Source organism: Leifsonia poae, assembly GCF_050632865.1.
Lineage (GTDB): Bacteria > Actinomycetota > Actinomycetes > Actinomycetales > Microbacteriaceae > Leifsonia > Leifsonia poae_B.
The window spans coordinates 1,388,331-1,407,117 of the sequence record NZ_JBODSA010000001.1 but is presented as its reverse complement, the minus strand read 5'-3'; the positions used below and the strand labels follow the sequence as shown (position 1 = coordinate 1,407,117).

The window sequence follows — 18,787 nt, the reverse complement described above, 5'->3', positions numbered from 1 at the left end:
CGGGGGCCTTACAGGTCCTTGATCAGGTTCGTGATGCGGATCGTGGAGCAGCGGCGGCCCTTGTCGTCCGTCACCGCGATCTCGTGCGTCGCCAACGTCCGGCCGAGGTGGATAGGCGTGCACACGCCGGTCACGTAGCCGCTGGTCGCGGAGCGGGTGTGCGAGGCGTTGATCTCGATCCCGACCGCGAGGCGCCCTTCGCCGGCCCAGAGGTTCGCCGACATCGACCCGAGCGATTCGCCGAGCACCACGTACGCGCCGCCGTGCAGGAGGTCCGCGGGCTGGGTGTTGCCCTCCACCGGCATGCGCGCGACTGCGCGGTCAACGGTGAACTCGAGCATCTCGATGCCCATCTTCTCGGCCAGTGCGCCGAGCCCCTCTGCTGCACGTACGCGAGTGCGTCCTCGGTCATCCTCGGCCTCTCCTGACGGTCGTCTGGACTGTCACCGGCCCCTTGTAGGCTGGGCTGGTGTCAGACTCCGAAAAGCCTACCCTTCTGATCATCGACGGCCATTCGCTGGCATTCCGGGCCTTCTACGCCCTCCCCGTCGACAGTTTCGTGAACCGCGAGGGTCAGCACACGAACGCGATCCACGGCTTCATCGCGATGTTCATCAACCTGCTGCAGCAGCAGAAGCCGACGCACCTCGCGGTCGCCTTCGACATCTCCCGCTACTCCTTCCGCACCCGGGAATATCCCGAGTACAAGGGCACGCGCGGCGAGACCCCGTCCGAGTTCGCCGGCCAGGTGCCGCTGCTCGAAGAGGCGCTGCACGCGATGAACGTGAGGACGATCGCGAAAGAGGACTTCGAGGCCGACGACATCCTCGCCACCCTCGCGCGCCAGGGAGCCGAGCAGGGCTACAAGGTCTTCATCGTCTCGGGCGACCGCGACACCATCCAGCTCGTCAACGACGACGTCACCCTGCTCTACCCGAACGTGCGAGGCGTCTCCGAGCTCAAGGTCTACGACCCCGCCGCCGTGCGCGAGAAGTACGGGATCGAGCCGTACCAGTACCCCGAGATCGCGGCGCTGGTCGGAGAGACGAGCGACAACCTGATCGGCATCGACAAGGTCGGCGAGAAGACCGCCGTCAAGTGGGTCCAGCAGTACGGCACGGTCGAGAACATCGTCGCCCACGCGGACGAGATCAAGGGCGTCGTGGGGCAGAACCTCCGCGACCAGAAGGAGAACGCGCTCCGCAACCGCCGCCTCAACCAGCTGCGCGACGACGTCGAGCTGCCGATCGGGCCGGCCGACCTCGAGCGCAAGCCGCTCAACGAGAACGCCGTGCGCGACATCTTCGCGCGCCTCCAGTTCAAGACGCTGCTCGAGCGGCTGATGAAGACGGCGGCAGAAGAGGGGATGCTCGACGGCGTCGCGGCGTCGGCCCAGGTCGGTGACGCGGGCGCGGTCACCGCGCCGGCCGTCCGCACGATGGTCGACGAGGAGCTGGCGAACTGGCTGTCGAAGGCGTCGGCCGATGGCGCGGCCGTCGCCGTCCAGCTGGAGCTCGGCCCAGCGGGCATCTCCGGTTTCGGCCTGGCGACCGCCGACGACAGCGTCTTCGTGCCGTGGGTGCCCGGCCGGCCCGACTACGCGGCGCTGGAGGAGTGGCTGGCGAGCAGCGCTCCCAAGTACTTCTTCCACGCCAAGCCGCAGTTCAAGGCGCTGAGCCGCGCCGGCTTCGTGGTGGACGGCCTCGCGTTCGACACGCGCATCGCATCCTGGCTCGTGAACCCCGGGGCGGCGGCCCAGTCGCTCGCCGAGCAGGTGTACGAGGTGCTGGGCGAGACCCTGCCGGTCTCCGACCCGAACCAGCTCGTCCCGATCAACGACGCCGTGAGCCCGGCGACCGAGGCGTGGTTCATCCGCCGCGTCGCCGAGGGCCAGGCGATCGCGCTCGACGAGGGCACCCGCAGCGTCCTGGACGACATCGAGCTGCCGCTGGTCGCCGTGCTCGCCGAGATGGAGCTGAACGGCGTCACTATCGACTCCGCGGTGCTCGCGCGCCTGCGCGGCCAGCTGACCGACAAGGCCAACGACTACGCTGCCCAGGCGTACGCGCAGGTCGGCCACGAGCTCAACCTCGGGTCCCCGAAGCAGCTGCAGCAGGTGCTGTTCGAGGAGCTGGGGATGCCGAAGACCCGCGCGACCAAGACCGGCTACTCCACCGACGCCGGGTCGCTGGCGGACCTGCAGGAGAAGAACCCGCATCCGTTCCTCGGCCTGCTGCTGCAGCACCGCGACGCGACGAAGCTCAAGCAGATCGTCGAGACGCTGGAGCGCTCGGTCGAGTCGGACGGCCGCATCCACACGACCTACGACCAGACGGGCACGAGCACCGGTCGTATCTCGTCGAACGACCCGAACCTCCAGAACATCCCGATCCGAACCGAGGAGGGTCGCGAGATCCGCTCCGCGTTCACGCAGGGCGAGGGCTTCGAGACGCTGCTGACCGCGGATTACTCGCAGATCGAGATGCGCATCATGGCGCACCTGTCGGAGGATCCGGGCCTGATCGAGGCGTTCAACGGCGGAGAAGACCTGCACCGCTTCGTCGGCTCCCGCGTCTTCGGCGTCACCCCGGCCGAAGTCACCCCGGCCATGCGCACAAAGGTCAAGGCGATGTCGTACGGCCTCGCTTACGGACTGTCCGCATTCGGCCTCTCGAAGCAGCTGCGCATCGAGACGTCGGAGGCGCGCCAGCTGATGACCGACTACTTCGAGCGCTTCGGCGCTGTGCGCGACTACCTCCGAAACGTGGTCGAGCAGGCCCGCGTGGACGGCTTCACCGAGACGATCTTCGGCCGTCGCCGCCCGTTCGCCGACCTCACCTCGACCAACCGCGTCATGCGCGAGAACGCCGAGCGTCAGGCGCTGAACGCGCCCATCCAGGGCTCGGCGGCCGACATCATGAAGGTCGCGATGCTCGGCATCGCCGGCGACATCATCGACCAGAAGCTCGAATCCCGGATGCTCCTCCAGGTGCATGACGAGCTCATCTTCGAGGTGGCGACGGGGGAGTGGGACGCGCTCGAGGCGATCGTGCGCGCCCGCATGGCCGGTGCGGCCGACCTTCGGGTGCCGCTCGACGTGCAGGTCGGCCGCGGCGCGAACTGGGACGCGGCGGCGCACTGACGGCAGGCGTAGCCTGCCCGTGTGAGCGAGCTCGAGCCGCGTAGACGCCGACGGAAGGCTGTCGCCCCGCGGCACGTCCCGAGCGAGGTCGTGCCGATCCCGCCGGAGGAGGCGCGCGAGTTCGTGCGCGCGGCCTTGAGGGGGACGAGCCTGCGCGACCCGGCCGCTCAGCTGCTGTCGCTCTTCGTGCTGTTCGAGCCGCACCTGCGGTTCCTCCCGGTGGATGCGACGCACACGCGCATCGAGTTCGACGCGGTCGGGCGGGTGCGCGGGGCCGACACGCTGCTGTACACGCGGAAACTCGGCGAGATCGACCGGTTCTTCGTCGCACTGCAGGACGAACTGGACCGGCGCGGCCTCGCCTGAATCCGTCCACACCCCGACTCTTTCGCGACTTGTCCACAATTCTGGGCGCCCCGTGCCGGGCGGGAGCGGTCGTCGGTAGTGTCGGAGCATGACCAACGATCAGAAGCGCGAACCCACCCCGGTCGACACGATCGCCGAGGAGTGGGTCGACACCCAGCTCGAGCTGTACCCGGAGTTCCACGTCTGGCTCGGCCGTCCCGGCCGTGAGGGCGAGTACGCCGATTACTCGCCAGCCGGCGCGGAGCACGCCATCGCCAAGGTGAAGGAGGCGCTGGCCCGCATCGAGGCGGCAGAGCCGGTCGACGACATCGACCGCGTCACCAAGATGGACCTCACGCGCGAGCTGCAGCTCACCGTCGAGAAGCACGAAGCGGGGTTCGCCCAGCGCGACCTCAACGTCATCGCGTCGCCGGCGCAGGAGCTGCGCGACATCTTCGACCTCGTGCCCACCGACACCGAAGACGACTGGGCCAACGTCTCCAAGCGCCTCCACAACCTCCCTGCGGCGATGGACGGCTACATCGAGACCCTGCGCAGCGGCATCGCGGCCGGCAACGTCCCGGCCATCCGTCAGGTGCGCGAGGTGCTGGCGCAGGCGCGCAAGCAGGTCGCCGACACCGGTTTCTTCTACGAGTTCACCGCCGACGCCAAGCCGCTGAACGGCGTGCTTCCGGAGTCGCTGAAGGCCGACCTCGCCGACGGCGCCCAGCAGGCCGCGCAGGCGTACGCCACGCTGGCCGACTTCTTCGAGAACGAGCTGGCGCAGCACGCGCCCGAGAAGGACGCGGTGGGCCGCGAGCTGTACGCGCTCGCCTCGCGCGGCTTCCTCGGCGCGACGGTTGACCTCGACGAGACCTACGAGTGGGGCATCGAAGAGCTGGCGCGCATGCGCGCCGAGCAGGAGTCGATCGCGAACGAGATCAAGCCGGGCGCGAGCGTGCTCGAGGCGATCGAATTCCTCGACGGCGACGCCAGCCGCAAGCTCCACGGCACCGATGCATTGCAGCGGTGGATGCAGGAGACCAGCGACCGCGCGATCGAAGAGCTCGGCCGCTCGCACTTCGACATCCCGGCCGAGATCCGTCGCCTGGAGTGCATGATCGCCCCCACGCAGGAGGGCGGTATCTACTACACCGGCCCGAGCGACGACTTCGCGCGCGCCGGCCGGATGTGGTGGAGCGTGCCAGAGGGCGTGACCGAGTTCGACACCTGGCGCGAGCTGACGACCGTCTACCACGAGGGTGTTCCCGGGCACCACCTGCAGATCGCGCAGGCGACGTACAACAAGGCGCAGCTCAACTCCTGGCGCCGCATCGCCGGCACCTCGGGTCACGCCGAGGGCTGGGCCCTCTACGCCGAGCGCCTGATGGAGCAGCTGGGCTACCTCGACGACCCGGCCGACCGCCTCGGCATGCTCGACGGCCAGCGGATGCGCGCGGCGCGCGTGGTGCTCGACATCGGCGTGCACCTGGAGAAGCCGCTGCCCGACGGGTCCCGTCCGTGGACGGGTGAGGACGCCTTCCCCTTCCTGCGCGAGAACGTCAACATGAACGACGGCTTCGTCCGCTTCGAGGTGAACCGCTACCTCGGCTGGCCGGGGCAGGCGCCGTCGTACAAGATCGGTCAGCGCATCTGGGAGCAGCTGCGCGACGAGTACGCCCGTCGCGAGGGCGCGTCTTTCGACATCAAAGCGTTCCACAAGAAGGCCCTCGACATCGGCGGCGTCGGCCTCGACACGCTGAAGTCGGCGCTGCTCGACTGAGCCGCGCGACACCTGTGACCTCTCCCTACCGCGTCGTGCTGGCCGCGGCGTTCGACGAGCTGCATCCGCGCCTGCGGACGTACTTCGACGCCATCCCGGCCGGCGCGGTGGGGCGGGGGAGCGGCGTGTTCGAGACGGTCGGCACGCCGCGGCGCTGGCTGTGGCCGGTTCTCGCCTGGTTCGCCAGGGCGCACGTCATGTTCCCGGTGTGGGAGCGGGATGTGCCGTTCACCGTGGCGAACCGGGCGGCGGTCGGTGCCGATGGCTCGCTGGCGGTTGCCGCGGTGCGGTCGTTCGAGTTGGCCGGGCGCGGCCGGGCTCGGTCGGCGCTCATGGTCGACGAGATCGGGGTCCGCGGCGGCGCGCTGATCGACCGGCTCGGCGATCCGGTGCGGGCCGAGGCGGTGTTCCGTGCGACCGTGCGGGATGGCGGCCTCCGGCTGCGGTCGACCGCCGTCAAGCTCGTGGTCGGTGGCCGACGGGTGCCGATCCCGCGGCTGGTCGCGCCGGTCGTGGTCCTCACGGAGCGCTGGGACGACCTGGCCGAGCGCCAGGAGGTGTCCATCGTCGTCGCCGTGCCGGTGATCGGCCGGATCTATCAGTACACGGGACGATTCCGGTACGGGATCGAGGAGGGGAGCAGCCGGAGTGACCGAGCGCATCGTGATCGCAGGGGCATCCGGATTCGTCGGGCGGTACCTGGAGCAGCACTACCGGGCGTCCGGCGCCGAGCTGGTGCTGGTCGGGCGCGCCGGGCCGGATGTCCGGTGGGACGATGCGGCCGGGCTACGAGCGGCGGTGACGGGAGCCGATGCGGTGATCAACCTCGCCGGCAAGAGCGTCAACTGCCGGTACGGCGACGCCAACCGCGCGGAGATCTTCCGGTCGCGGCTGGAGACGACGAAGGCCGTGCGTACGGCGATCGCCGCGAGCGACGCGCCGCCTCCCGTCTGGTTCAACGCGTCGACCGCCACCATCTACCGGCACGCGGAGGACCGGCCGATGACCGAGTCCACCGGCGAACTCGGCACGGGGTTCTCGGTGAACGTGGCCAAGGCCTGGGAGCGCGAGCTGTTCGAGGGCGATCTGCCGGCCACGCGCCGGGTCGCGCTGCGTATGGCGATCGTCCTGGGCGACGGCAGCGCGCTCACGCCCCTGGTGAACCTCGTGCGGTTCGGCCTCGGCGGACCGCAGGTCGACGGGCCGTGGTTCGCGACGGCGGCGCGACGCAACGCGGGCACGTTCCACGAGTTCCGGGCGCGCGGCGGACGCCAGAAGTTCAGCTGGGTCCACATCGCCGACGTGCTCGGCGCCATCGAGTTCCTGCGCGCGCGTCCCGACCTCGTCGGGCCGGTCAATGTGGCGGCACCGCATCCGACCGACAACCGCACTCTGATGGCGCTGCTGCGCCGGCTGCTCGGCGTGCGGGTCGGGGTCCCGGCGTACCGGTGGATGCTCGAGCTGGGCTCAGCGGCGATCCGCACAGAGACCGAACTGGTGCTGAAGAGCCGCTGGGTGGAGCCCGAACGACTGCTCGACGCCGGCTACCGTTTCGCCTTCCCCGACCTGGAGCCGGCGCTCCGCGACATCCTGGGCGAGCGCAGCTTGCTGGACGCGTCCAACGCCCGGTAGACTAGAACGTCACTTGTGTGACATCCCTATCCGCCTGCCGTTCGCGGAATCACATCGAAAACCTATCGCGACCGGCCTGATTCCTGTCCATTACGGAGCACCCACTACATGACAACCGCAACGACCGACAAGGCACCCAAGCAGGTCGCCGTCAACGACATCGGATCTGCTGAGGACTTTCTTGCCGCGGTCGAAAAGACGCTGAAGTTCTTCAACGACGGAGACCTCATCGAAGGCACCGTCGTCAAGATCGACCGCGACGAGGTCCTCCTCGACGTCGGTTACAAGACCGAGGGTGTCATCCCCTCGCGCGAGCTTTCCATCAAGCACGACGTCGACCCCACCGAGGTCGTCGAGGTCGGCGACACCGTCGAGGCCCTTGTTCTCCAGAAGGAGGACAAGGAAGGCCGCCTCATCCTGTCCAAGAAGCGTGCGCAGTACGAGCGCGCCTGGGGCGATGTGGAGAAGATCAAGGAGGCCGACGGCGTCGTCACCGGTACGGTGATCGAGGTCGTCAAGGGCGGCCTGATCGTCGACATCGGCCTGCGCGGCTTCCTGCCGGCTTCGCTCATCGAGCTGCGCCGCGTCCGCGACCTCACCCCTTACCTGGGTCAGGAGATCGAGGCCAAGATCCTCGAGCTCGACAAGAACCGCAACAACGTGGTGCTCTCGCGCCGCGCGCTGCTGGAGCAGACCCAGTCCGAGTCCCGCACCACGTTCCTCAACAACCTGCACAAGGGCCAGGTCCGCAAGGGCGTCGTCTCGTCGATCGTCAACTTCGGTGCGTTCGTCGACCTCGGCGGCGTCGACGGTCTCGTCCACGTGTCGGAGCTCTCCTGGAAGCACATCGAGCACGCCTCCGAGGTCGTCGAGGTGGGCCAGGAGGTCACCGTCGAGATCCTCGAGGTCGACCTCGACCGCGAGCGCGTCTCGCTGTCGCTCAAGGCGACGCAGGAGGACCCGTGGCAGGTCTTCGCCCGCACCCACGCGATCGGTCAGGTCGCGCCGGGCAAGGTCACGAAGCTCGTCCCGTTCGGTGCGTTCGTCCGCGTCGCGGACGGCATCGAGGGCCTTGTCCACATCTCCGAGCTGTCCGGCAAGCACGTCGAGCTGGCCGAGCAGGTCGTCTCGGTGGGCGACGAGGTGTTCGTCAAGGTCATCGACATCGACCTGGAGCGCCGCCGCATCTCGCTCAGCCTCAAGCAGGCGAACGAGGGCGTCGACCCCGAGGGCACCGAGTTCGACCCGGCGCTCTACGGCATGGTCACCGAGTACGACGACCAGGGCAACTACAAGTACCCGGAGGGCTTCGACCCGGAGACCAACGAGTGGAAGGAAGGCTTCGAGGCGCAGCGCGACGAGTGGGAGCAGCAGTACGCTGCGGCCCAGGCGCGCTGGGAGGCGCACAAGCGCCAGGTCGCCAAGGGCCTCGAGGAGGCTGCTGCCGACAGCGGCACCTCGTCGTACTCCTCCGACTCGGGCCAGGGTGGAACCCTCGCCGACGACGAGTCGCTTGCGGCTCTGCGCGAGAAGCTCAGCTCCAACAACTGAGCATCCTCACCAACGAGCGGCCGGCCCTTCGGGGCCGGCCGCTTCGTCGTTCCCGGCGGCACGGCCGCCGCTAGGCTGAACGGGTGCAGCTGATCGGACTCACCGGCGGGATCGCCTCCGGCAAATCGACCATCGCCTCCCGTCTCGCTTCCCACGGCGCCGTCGTGGTGGACGCGGACCGCATCGCCCGCGAGGTCGTCGAGCCGGGCACTCCGGCTCTCGCCGCCATCGCCGAGCGCTTCGGGGACGGGGTCATCGCCGCCGACGGCTCCCTGAATCGCCCCGCCCTCGGTGCCATCGTCTTCGGCGACCCCGAGGCTCTGCAGGCGCTCAACGGCATCACCCACCCCGCCGTGATGGCCGAGTCCACCGCGCGGTTCCGGGCCGCGGGGAGGCCGACCCGGACGCGATCGTCGTCTACGACGTCCCGCTGCTCGTGGAGTCGGCCAACGAGTACCGGTTCGACCGCGTCGTCGTGGCACACGCCGACGCGGAGACGCGCATCCGGCGCCTCGTCGACCTGCGCGGGATGGACCGCGCCGAGGCTGAGCGACGCATCCGGTCGCAGGCGTCGGATGACGAGCGGCTGGCCGTCGCCGACGTCGTCATCGAGACCGGTGGCACCCTCGCCCACACGCTGGAGCAGGTCGACGCCCTCTGGGAGGAGTTGCGCGCGGCCTCCTGAGCGGGCAGGGCCGATCGGCCGTTCCGCTGTGAGCGAGAGCGGGCCGCAGTGTCAGTGGTCCTTCCTAGACTGGAGACATGCTTCCCACGCGCTCCGTCCGTCCCTTCGAGGTCGTCAGCGAATACCAGCCGAGCGGTGACCAGCCGCAGGCCATCGCCGAGCTGGCGGGTCGCATCAACGCGGGTGAGACCGACGTGGTGCTGCTCGGCGCCACCGGTACCGGAAAGTCCGCGACGACCGCCTGGCTCATCGAGCAGGTGCAGCGCCCGACACTCGTGCTCGCGCACAACAAGACCCTGGCTGCGCAGCTGGCCAACGAGTTCCGCGAGCTGCTGCCGAACAACGCGGTCGAGTACTTCGTCTCGTACTACGACTACTACCAGCCCGAGGCCTATGTGCCGCAGACGGACACCTTCATCGAGAAGGACTCGTCCATCAACGCCGAGGTCGAGCGGCTGCGGCACTCCACCACCAACTCGCTGCTGAGCCGGCGCGACGTCGTCGTCGTCTCGACCGTGTCCTGCATCTACGGCCTCGGTGCGGCCGAGGAGTACCTGGAGGCGATGGTCGCCCTGCAGGTCGGCCAGAACGTGGGGCGCGACGCCCTCATCCGCCGCTTCGTCAACATGCAGTACGAGCGCAACGACGTCGACTTCTCGCGCGGCAAGTTCCGCGTGCGCGGCGACACGATCGAGATCATCCCGGTCTACGAGGAGCACGCGATCCGGATCGAGCTGTTCGGCGACGAGATCGAGGCGCTGTACTCGCTGCACCCGCTGACGGGCAACGTGATCGCCAAGCTCGACGCGGTGTCCGTCTTCCCGGCGACGCACTACGCCGCGAGCCCGGCGACCATGCAGCGCGCGATCGGCACCATCCAGGAGGAGCTGCACGAGCGCCTGCAGGAGCTGGAGCGCGAAGGCAAGCTGCTCGAGGCGCAGCGGCTGCGCATGCGCACGCAGTTCGACCTCGAGATGATGGAGCAGATCGGCTTCTGCTCGGGCATCGAGAACTACTCGCGCCACATCGACGGGCGGCTGCCCGGCGAAGCCCCGCACTGCCTTCTCGACTACTTCCCGGACGACTTCCTCGTCGTCATCGACGAGTCCCACGTGACGGTGCCGCAGATCGGTGCCATGTACGAGGGCGACGCATCGCGCAAGCGCACGCTGGTCGAGCACGGGTTCCGTCTCCCGAGCGCGCTCGACAACCGCCCGCTCCGATGGAACGAGTTCAAGGACCGCGTCGGTCAGACCGTGTACCTGTCCGCGACGCCGGGCAAGTACGAGCTGGGCATCGCCGACGGCGTCGTGGAGCAGATCATCCGCCCGACCGGACTCGTCGACCCCGAGATCGTCGTCAAGCCGACCAAGGGGCAAATCGACGACCTGCTCGAGGAGATCCGGCTGCGCGTCGAGCGCGACGAGCGCGTGCTCGTCACGACGCTCACCAAGAAGATGGCGGAAGAGCTCACCGACTTCCTCGCAGAGGCCGGCGTCAAGGTGCGTTACCTGCACTCCGACGTCGACACGCTGCGACGGGTCGAGCTGCTGACGGAGCTGCGCGCGGGCGTCTACGACGTGCTGGTCGGCATCAACCTGCTGCGTGAAGGACTCGACCTCCCCGAGGTGTCGCTGGTGGCGATCCTCGATGCGGACAAGGAGGGCTTCCTCCGCTCGTCCACGTCGCTGGTGCAGACGATCGGCCGTGCCGCCCGTAACGTCTCCGGGCAGGTCCACATGTACGCCGACGTGCTCACCGACTCGATGAAGAACGCCATCGAAGAGACCGAGCGCCGCCGCGAGAAGCAGATCGAGTACAACCGCGTGAACGGGATCGACCCGCAGCCGCTGCGCAAGCGCATCGCCGACATCACCGACATCCTCGCCCGTGAGGAGGCCGACACGGCCCGGATGCTCGCCGGCCGCGACCAGAAGCGCAAGAGCCCGACCCCGAACCTCCGGAACGGGGGCATCGCCGCCCAGGGGGCGGCCGAGCTCGAGGGGATCATCGCCGACCTCAACCAGCAGATGCTGGCGGCCGCGGGTGAGCTCAAGTTCGAGCTGGCGGCGCGGTTGCGCGACGAGCTCTCCGACCTCAAGCGCGACCTCCGGCAGATGGAGAAGGCCGGCCACCTGGGCTGACGCCCTTCGGTCGTCCACACGGTCGGCGCCCGAGCGCGTTACGGTGGCAGGGTGGCTTCGAGGACGACCGGACGGCGGCGCTGGACCTTCGCGGTGTGCGCCGCGCTGGTCGGCGTCGCGGTGGTCGCGGTCGCCTTCCAGGGCGCGCCCGAGTTCACCGGGCCGAGGATGTTCCTGCCGCCCGCGCCGATCGCCAGCGCACCGCCGCGGCCGCAGGTCTCGGGCAGTCCGGAACCGCAGGAGCAGACGCAGGTGCTCCACCTGGACCTCTCCTGGCTGTTCGTCGCGCTCATCGTGCTGGCGGTCGTGATCGCCCTCGCCCTGCTCTGGCGTCTGCGCCGCCGGCGCGCGCCGCCGAGGGAGCTGCCTCCGCTCATCGACGTGACGGACGCCGAGGTCGGCGACCCGCATCCTGAGCCGGAGCGCCATGTCGATCCGGAGCACGTGCGCCGCGGACTCGACCGCGCGTCCGCCGAGCTCGCCGACGTGCGGGAGCCGCGGGATGCGATCGAACGCGCCTGGGTGGGGCTGGAGGAGGACGCGGCCGACTCCGGCGTGCGCCGCCTGCCGGCGGAGACGCCCGCGGAGTTCACCACACGCGTCCTCGCTCGGGTCGCAGCCGACCGGGACGCGGCGCAGCGCTTCCTCGCGCTGTATCAGCGAGCGCGGTTCAGCAGCGCACCGGTCACGCCGCAGGACGTCGCCGCCGCGCGGTCCGCCATAGACGCGCTCCGGGCCTCGTGGAGCGACGCCCCGCGCGCACGCGCGTCGACATCGGCCGACCGCTTCGGAGCGAGCCGATGACCCGTCGCCTGCCCCCGCGGCTGCCGCGGCTCGACCGCTTCGGAGCCCGCCCATGACCCGCCGCCTGCCGCCCCGGATGCTGCGGCGGCTCATCCTGAGCGCGGTGCTCGGGATCGCGTTCGGCGTCGCCGCCTGGTACCTCGGGATGGACGCCGCTCACGCCATCGGGCTCGGCGCCGCCGCCTTCGCGATCACCGCCTGCCTCTCGGCGCTGGGCGAGGCCGCCGACGTGGTCTGGGCGGTCCCCGCGCCGCAACCCCGGCCGGGAGCGCGCCGCGACATCGTCCAGCTCGGCTGGTCGCTGGGCGCCCGCGGCGGCCGGGCGTCACCTGAAGGGGTCCGCCGCCTGCGGCTCGTCGCCGAGCGCGCTCTGGTCCTCCGGGGCCTCGACCTGGAGGACCGCACCGCCGACACGTGCCTCGAGGAACTGCTCGGGGCCGACGCGCTCCGACTGCTGCGCCGCGGGTCCGGAGTCGCCCCGCCGCGCACGTCGGAGGTGTCGGCGGCGCTCGCCCGACTGGAGGCGTCGGAGCGCGAGGACGCGGCCACGTCCCTTCCCACCGTCGGCGCCGCGGACGAGCCGAGCACCGCATCCCGACAGCCCGCCCCGAGCATCCAGGAGCCGCCACATGCCCGCTGATCCCATCCACCAGCACGACGGCGCGGCGACCGCGCCGACGACGGGGACGACCGCCCCGGCGGCCCTCGACATCCCCGACGTCGCTCGCCTGGGAGCCGCGGTGCTCGACCGTGTGAGCAGCGTCGTCGTCGGCATGCGGCAACCGCTCCGCATCGCTTTCGCGACCATTCTCGCGGGCGGCCACGTGCTGTTCGAGGACGTCCCGGGCCTCGGCAAGACGCTCGCCGCCCGGAGCATCGCGGCGGCGGTCGGGCTGGACTTCCGCCGGTTGCAGTGCACGCCCGACCTCCTGCCGTCCGACATCACGGGCTCGTTCGTGTACCTGCCGAGCACGGCGGAGTTCGAGTTCCGGCCGGGCCCGGTGTTCACCGGACTGTTCCTCGCCGACGAGATCAACCGCACGTCCCCGAAGACACAGTCGGCGCTGCTGGAGGCGATGGCCGAGGGGCAGGTGTCGGTCGAGGGTCGCAGCTTCGCGCTTCCGTCGCCGTTCCACGTGGTCGCGACGGCGAACCCGATCGAGTCGGAGGGCACGTATGCGCTGCCGGAGGCCCAGCTCGACCGGTTCATGGTCCGACTGAGCGTCGGCTACCCGGACGAGGCGGGCGAGTCGCGCGTACTCCTCGCCCGCGTGGCGCGTCGGCACGAGGTTGCGAGCGTCGAGCCGGTGATCGACGCCGCGACGCTGGCGGCCATGCAGGCGGGCATCGAGGCGGTGGATGTAGACCCCGACATCGCCGCCTACTGCGTCCGCCTCGCCGCGGCGACCCGCAGCCACCGGTCGGTGGAGGTGGGTGCGTCTCCGCGTGGCTCGCAGGGCCTGCTTCTGGTGGCTCGGGCGCTGGCCGTGCTGGATGGACGCGACTTCGTCCTGCCGGACGACGTCAAGGCCGTCGCCGTGCCGGTGCTCGCCCACCGCCTCACGCTCACCGTGCAGGCGTGGACGGGCGGCGTGCGCGCCGAACAGGTCGTCGCGGAGGTCGTCAACACAGTCGCCGGTCCGCCGGCGGTGGGGTGGGCCGCCACACGCCGGAGCCGGCGGAGGCGGCGGGGACGGACGCGCAGGGACGATGACCCACGGCACCGACCACTCCCACTCCGACCGCACGCACACCGCCGCGCGCGGCGGCTGGACGCTGAGCCCGGCCCTCGCCGGCGCCGTCGTGGTCGGTGTGGTGGGTGTGGTCGCGGCGTTCGTGATGACCCGCGTCGAGCCCGCGCTCGTCGGCGCGCCCCTGCTGCTCGCCGCCGCACTGAGCTGGGATCGCCGGCCCCGCAGGAGCACCGATACGGAGCCCTCGGACGACCTCCTCACCGAGACGTCCGTCGCCTCCACCGGCCCCGCGCATCCCGCGCCGGACGGCTCCACGGTCCTCACGGTGGACCTCCACGCCGCCGCCACGCAACGCCCGGACGCCCTCCAGCTGCGGCTGTCCCTCGGCGGCACCGCCCCGGTGGACGCCGTGCTGACCCCGCGCGCCGCCGCCCGGACAACGGGCGAGGTCCCGGTCGTCCACTCGGGTCCGCAGCGCGTGGCGGAGGTCGCCGCTCGCGCCCTCGGGGCCGACGCAGCGTGGGTCGGCGTCCCGGGCGAGGAGGCCTCCGTGGAGCGCGTCGTGCGTCCGCGCCGGCTGTCGCTCCGCCGCCTCCCGCTGCCGGCGCGCCTCCTCGGCCTCACCGGCCAGCACGTGTCGACGCGGCCCGGTGACGGGGGCGAGTTCCGCGACATCGACCTGTTCCATCCCGGCGACCGCCTCCGCCGCATCGACTGGCGCGCGACCGCTCGCGCCGGCCGCTCGGGCGAGCTGTACGTGCGCCGGACCACCGCCACGTCCGACGCCGCCGTGCACGTGGTGCTCGATGCGCGCGACGACGTGACCGGGATCGTCGCGGACTGGTCGCGCGCGTATCCGCGGCCCGCGCTGTCCTCGCTCGATCTGGCCCGCGAGGCGGCGGCCTCGCTGACGGTCGCGTACGCAGCGGTGGGGGACCGGGTCGGCTTCGACGATCTGGGGGAGTCTCGCCGCGTCCTCCCGCCTCGCGCCGGAGCCCGCCACCGCGAGCGGGTGCTGCGCGAGATCGAGCTGACGACGGCAACGGGCCTGACGTTCCAGCGCGTCCGCTCGCCGCGGCTGTCGCCGGGTGCGATCGTCTACGTGCTCTCGACCTTCCTCGACGACCAGCCGTCGACGCTGGCCCTCGGCTGGCGCGCGTCCGGCCACCGGGTGATCGCGGTCGACGTCCTCCCGGCGCGGGATGCGCGCGAGCTGACCGCCCGCGAGCGGCTGGCCCTGCGCACCATCGAGCTCGAGCGGCGCCTCCGCTTGCGGCAGTTGGAGGCCGGCGGGGTGGAGCTGCTGGGCTGGCAGGACCCCGTCTCCCGCGAGGCCGGCCTGCGCGCGCTGACAACAGCGAGGCGCGGATGAGCGACCCGGCACGCACGACGCCCGACCTCGGTACCCGCACCCTCCCCGGCTGGTCAGTGCGCGCGCTGTTCGCCGCGGTGGGACTGGCGCTGGTCCTCGCGGGTGTGCCGAGCGGCCCGTGGACGGCGATCGCCGCGCTCCTCGTGGGCGTGGCCGTGTGGCGGCCGCGCTGGCTGACCGCGTGGGTCCTGATCGGCGTGCTGGTGCTGTCGTCGCTGGTCGAGCCCGGCACCCTGACGGTCCGGATGCTCGCGCTGATCGCAGGCGCGCACGCCCTGCACCTGCTCGGTTCGTGGATGCTCGTGGTGCCGGCGGCGGCGCGGCTCCAGCCCGCAGTGCTGGTCCCGTCGCTCCGCCGGTTCGTGCTCCTCCAAGTGCCGATGCAGGTGGTGGCAGTGGCGCTGCTGCTGCCTGCCGGGCGGATCTCCGTCCCGATGCTCGCCGTCGTCTCCGGCCTCGCCGTGCTGGCGCTGGTCGGGATGCTCGTCCCCGCGCTGCTCCGCCGTCCGAACCGCTGAACCAAGGCCGTGGACGGGGTCACCCGGTTCGAATGTCGGTGGTCGCTCCTAAACTCACGCGTGCGGCGGATCACCGCGCTCCAGAGGGTAGAATCGAACGGATGTTCGAGGCGCCGGAGTGCGGTGCGCGGTGGGCGAACAGCCCCCTCGAATCAGTACGGATGGCGGAGAATAGAGCGAGTGAGCAACGGGCGAGTGAACAACGATCGGGTGCACGGGGACGGCGACATCGGCAGCAGCATCAGCCGGGTGACGGGCTCGCACCTCAGCGTGCGCGGCGCGCGGGTGCACAACCTCCACAACGTCGACCTCGAGATCCCGCGCGACTCGATGGTCGTCTTCACAGGCCTCTCCGGATCGGGTAAGTCGTCGCTCGCGTTCGACACCATCTTCGCCGAGGGCCAGCGGCGCTACGTCGAGTCGCTGTCCGCCTATGCGCGACAGTTCCTCGGTCAGGTCGACCGTCCGGACGTCGACTTCATCGAGGGTCTGAGCCCCGCGGTCTCGATCGACCAGAAGTCCACCAATCGCAACCCGCGGTCGACCGTCGGCACGATCACCGAGATCTACGACTACATGCGTCTGCTGTGGGCGCGCATCGGCGTGCCGCACTGTCCTATCTGCGGTGAGCGCATCCAGCGTCAGACCGTGCAGCAGATCGCCGACCAGCTCATGGAGCTCGAGGCCGGCACCCGCTACATGGTCGTCAGCCCGGTGGTCTCGCAGAAGAAGGGCGAGTTCGTCGACCTCTTCAAGGAGCTCGCGGCGAGCGGCTACTCGCGCGCCCTGGTCGACGGCGAGCAGATCCAGCTGTCCGACCCGCCGACGCTGAAGAAGCAGGTCAAGCACGACATCTCCGTGGTCATCGACCGTCTGGTCGCCGGCCCCGACATCCTGGGCCGCCTCACCGACTCGCTCGAGACCGCGCTCCGGCTCACCGACGGCCTGGTCCAGATCAACTACGTCGACCGCGAGGGTGCGGCGGCCTGGCAGAACTTCAGCGAGAAGCTGTCCTGCCCGAACGGGCACCCCATCCAGCTGACCGAGATCGAGCCGCGGACGTTCTCGTTCAACGCCCCGTTCGGCGCCTGCCCCGAGTGCTCCGGCCTCGGCACGCGCATGTCGGTGGATGAGGAGCTGCTGCTCGACGACGACGAGCTGAGCATCGCCGACGGCGTCATCGTGCCGTGGACCAGCCAGGGCAAGAGCCTCTTCAACTACTACGAGAAGCTGCTCGACGGTCTCGCGCGCGACCTCAAGTTCTCACTCAAGACCCCCTGGAAGAAGCTGCCGCAGAACGTGAAGGACGCGGTCCTGCACGGCGACAACTTCGAGGTCAAGGTCAAGTGGCGGAACCGCTACGGCCGAGAGATGTCGTACACCTCCGGCTTCGAGGGCGTGGTGCCCTACATCGAGCGCCAGTACCTCCAGGCCGAGACCGACACGCAGCGCGCCCGCTGGGCGGAGTACCTGCGTGAGGTGCCGTGCCCGGTCTGCGGCGGCAAGCGCCTCAAGCCCGAGGTGCTTGCGGTCCTCGTCCACGGCAAGAGCATCGCCGACGCGTCGCTGCTCAGCCTCAGCGACGCCCGTGCGTTCATGGAGAAGCTGCACCTGACCGAGCGCGAGCAGAAGATCGGCGCGCAGGTGCTGCGCGAGATCAAGATCCGCCTCGACTTCCTCATCCAGGTCGGCCTGAGCTACCTCGACCTGGCGCGCGCCGCAGGCACGCTTTCGGGCGGCGAGGCGCAGCGCATCCGTCTGGCCACGCAGATCGGCTCCGGCCTGACCGGCGTGCTGTACGTGCTCGACGAGCCGAGTATCGGCCTGCACCAGCGCGACAACCGCCGTCTGATCGACACCCTGGTCGCCCTGCGCGACCTCGGCAACACGCTGATCGTGGTCGAGCACGACGAGGACACCATCCGCACCGCCGACTGGATCGTCGACATCGGCCCGGGCGCGGGCGTGAACGGCGGGCACGTCGTCCACTCCGGCTCGTACGACGAGCTGCTGAAGAACACCGCGTCGCTCACGGGCGACTACCTGGCCGGGCGCCGCGAGATCGCCATCCCGGCGAAGCGCCGCAAGATCGACAAGAAGCGGATGATCCGGGTGGTGGACGCCCAGGCCAACAACCTCAAGAAGGTGACGGTCGACTTCCCGCTCGGCACGTTCGTCGCCGTGACGGGCGTCTCGGGTTCGGGCAAGTCGTCGCTGGTCAACGACATCCTGTACCGGGTGATGGCCAACAAGCTCAACGGCGCCCGCAAGGTGGCCGGCAAGCACCGCACCATCACCGGCCTCGAGAACCTGGACAAGGTCGTGCACGTCGACCAGGCGCCGATCGGCCGCACCCCGCGGTCCAACCCGGCGACCTACACGGGCGTGTTCGACCGCATCCGGAACCTATTCGCCGAGACGCCGGAGGCCAAGGCCCGCGGCTACCTGCCCGGCCGGTTCAGCTTCAACGTCAAGGGTGGACGCTGCGAGGCGTGCTCCGGCGACGGCACGATCAAGATCGAGATGAACTTCCTGCCCGATGTCTACGTCGCGTGCGAGGTCTGCGGGGAGCGCGGTACAACCGCGACACCCTGTCGGTGCACTACAAGGGCAAGAACATCGCCGAAGTGCTCGACATGCCGATCAGCGAGGCGGCGGAGTTCTTCAAGCCGATCTCGGCCATCCACCGCTACCTGCAGACGCTCGTCGACGTGGGCCTCGGCTACGTCCGACTCGGCCAGAGTGCGACGACCCTCTCGGGCGGCGAGGCGCAGCGCGTCAAGCTCGCGACCGAGCTGCAGCGCCGCTCCAACGGCCGCAGCGTGTACGTCCTCGACGAGCCGACCACCGGTCTGCACTTCGAAGACGTCCGCAAGCTCCTCCTGGTGCTGAACGGGCTGCTCGACAAGGGCAACACGGTCATCGTCATCGAGCACAACCTCGACGTGATCAAGTCGGCCGACTGGATCATCGACATGGGTCCGGAGGGCGGCGCCGGCGGCGGCGAGGTCATCGCGACGGGCACCCCGGAGCAGGTCGCCGAGACGCCCGGCAGCCACACCGGGTTCTTCCTCAAGGAGATCCTGCAGGGCGAGTCCGCCCGGGGCGCTGCGTAAG

The 18,787-nt window shown here is 70.2% G+C and carries 11 protein-coding genes and 4 pseudogenes; 14 read left to right on the top strand and 1 reads right to left on the bottom strand.

Features of this window, described 5'->3' with window-relative positions:
- Positions 1–8: 8 nt before the first annotated feature.
- A complete protein-coding gene (locus tag ACRAWB_RS07080; RefSeq protein WP_431352662.1) occupies positions 9–353 on the bottom strand; it encodes a hotdog fold thioesterase in 345 nt (114 codons plus the stop codon).
- 116 nt (positions 354–469) lie between these two features.
- Between ACRAWB_RS07080 and polA the strand changes: the two genes are divergently transcribed.
- The 14 genes and pseudogenes from polA to uvrA all read left to right on the top strand — a co-directional run bounded on the left by polA (position 470) and on the right by uvrA (position 18,786).
- On the top strand, positions 470–3,142 hold the full coding sequence (gene polA, locus ACRAWB_RS07075) for a DNA polymerase I (protein ID WP_431352661.1): 2,673 nt from the start codon (positions 470–472) through the stop codon (positions 3,140–3,142).
- A 21-nt stretch (positions 3,143–3,163) separates the two neighbouring features.
- Positions 3,164–3,508 (top strand): hypothetical protein, encoded by a 345-nt coding sequence (locus ACRAWB_RS07070; protein WP_431352660.1) that lies wholly within the window; start codon positions 3,164–3,166, stop codon positions 3,506–3,508.
- Between the two features lie 88 nt (positions 3,509–3,596).
- A complete protein-coding gene (locus tag ACRAWB_RS07065) occupies positions 3,597–5,270 on the top strand; it encodes a DUF885 domain-containing protein (RefSeq protein ID WP_431352659.1) in 1,674 nt (557 codons plus the stop codon).
- Positions 5,271–5,284: 14 nt separating this feature from the next.
- Positions 5,285–5,827, top strand: a pseudogene (locus tag ACRAWB_RS07060) (DUF4166 domain-containing protein); the annotation flags it as partial.
- A 91-nt stretch (positions 5,828–5,918) separates the two neighbouring features.
- Positions 5,919–6,902 (top strand): epimerase, encoded by a 984-nt coding sequence (locus tag ACRAWB_RS07055; RefSeq protein WP_431352658.1) that lies wholly within the window; start codon positions 5,919–5,921, stop codon positions 6,900–6,902.
- A 108-nt stretch (positions 6,903–7,010) separates the two neighbouring features.
- Positions 7,011–8,453, top strand: a complete 1,443-nt coding sequence (gene rpsA / locus ACRAWB_RS07050) for a 30S ribosomal protein S1 (protein WP_431352657.1) — start codon at positions 7,011–7,013, stop codon at positions 8,451–8,453.
- A gap of 83 nt (positions 8,454–8,536) precedes the next feature.
- A pseudogene (gene coaE / locus ACRAWB_RS07045) lies at positions 8,537–9,138 on the top strand (dephospho-CoA kinase).
- Between the two features lie 77 nt (positions 9,139–9,215).
- On the top strand, positions 9,216–11,282 hold the full coding sequence (gene uvrB, locus ACRAWB_RS07040; RefSeq protein ID WP_431352656.1) for an excinuclease ABC subunit UvrB: 2,067 nt from the start codon (positions 9,216–9,218) through the stop codon (positions 11,280–11,282).
- A 51-nt stretch (positions 11,283–11,333) separates the two neighbouring features.
- Entirely contained in the window at positions 11,334–12,086 is a 753-nt protein-coding gene (locus ACRAWB_RS07035) for a DUF4129 domain-containing protein (RefSeq protein ID WP_431352655.1), read from the top strand.
- 52 nt (positions 12,087–12,138) lie between these two features.
- Positions 12,139–12,726, top strand: coding sequence for a hypothetical protein (locus ACRAWB_RS07030; RefSeq protein ID WP_431352654.1), 588 nt, complete (start codon positions 12,139–12,141; stop codon positions 12,724–12,726).
- Positions 12,716–13,741 (top strand): annotated as a pseudogene (locus ACRAWB_RS07025) (AAA family ATPase); the annotation flags it as partial. The gene ACRAWB_RS07030 and the pseudogene ACRAWB_RS07025, both read left to right, overlap by 11 nt.
- A 55-nt stretch (positions 13,742–13,796) precedes the next feature.
- On the top strand, positions 13,797–15,152 hold the full coding sequence (locus tag ACRAWB_RS07020) for a DUF58 domain-containing protein (protein WP_431352653.1): 1,356 nt from the start codon (positions 13,797–13,799) through the stop codon (positions 15,150–15,152).
- Positions 15,149–15,670 (top strand): hypothetical protein, encoded by a 522-nt coding sequence (locus tag ACRAWB_RS07015; protein WP_431352652.1) that lies wholly within the window; start codon positions 15,149–15,151, stop codon positions 15,668–15,670. The genes ACRAWB_RS07020 and ACRAWB_RS07015 overlap by 4 nt, the downstream gene beginning before the upstream one ends.
- Positions 15,671–15,880: 210 nt before the next feature.
- Positions 15,881–18,786 (top strand): annotated as a pseudogene (gene uvrA, locus ACRAWB_RS07010) (excinuclease ABC subunit UvrA).
- Position 18,787 lies beyond the last annotated feature (1 nt).

Coding starts and splice junctions, on each gene's coding strand:
- ACRAWB_RS07080 (WP_431352662.1), bottom strand. CDS start 353: ATGGGCATCGAGATGCTCGAGTTCACCGTTGACCGCGCAGTCGCGCGC.
- ACRAWB_RS07065 (WP_431352659.1), top strand. CDS start 3,597: ATGACCAACGATCAGAAGCGCGAACCCACCCCGGTCGACACGATCGCC.
- rpsA (WP_431352657.1), top strand. CDS start 7,011: ATGACAACCGCAACGACCGACAAGGCACCCAAGCAGGTCGCCGTCAAC.
- uvrB (WP_431352656.1), top strand. CDS start 9,216: ATGCTTCCCACGCGCTCCGTCCGTCCCTTCGAGGTCGTCAGCGAATAC.
- ACRAWB_RS07030 (WP_431352654.1), top strand. CDS start 12,139: ATGACCCGCCGCCTGCCGCCCCGGATGCTGCGGCGGCTCATCCTGAGC.
- ACRAWB_RS07020 (WP_431352653.1), top strand. CDS start 13,797: ATGACCCACGGCACCGACCACTCCCACTCCGACCGCACGCACACCGCC.
- ACRAWB_RS07015 (WP_431352652.1), top strand. CDS start 15,149: ATGAGCGACCCGGCACGCACGACGCCCGACCTCGGTACCCGCACCCTC.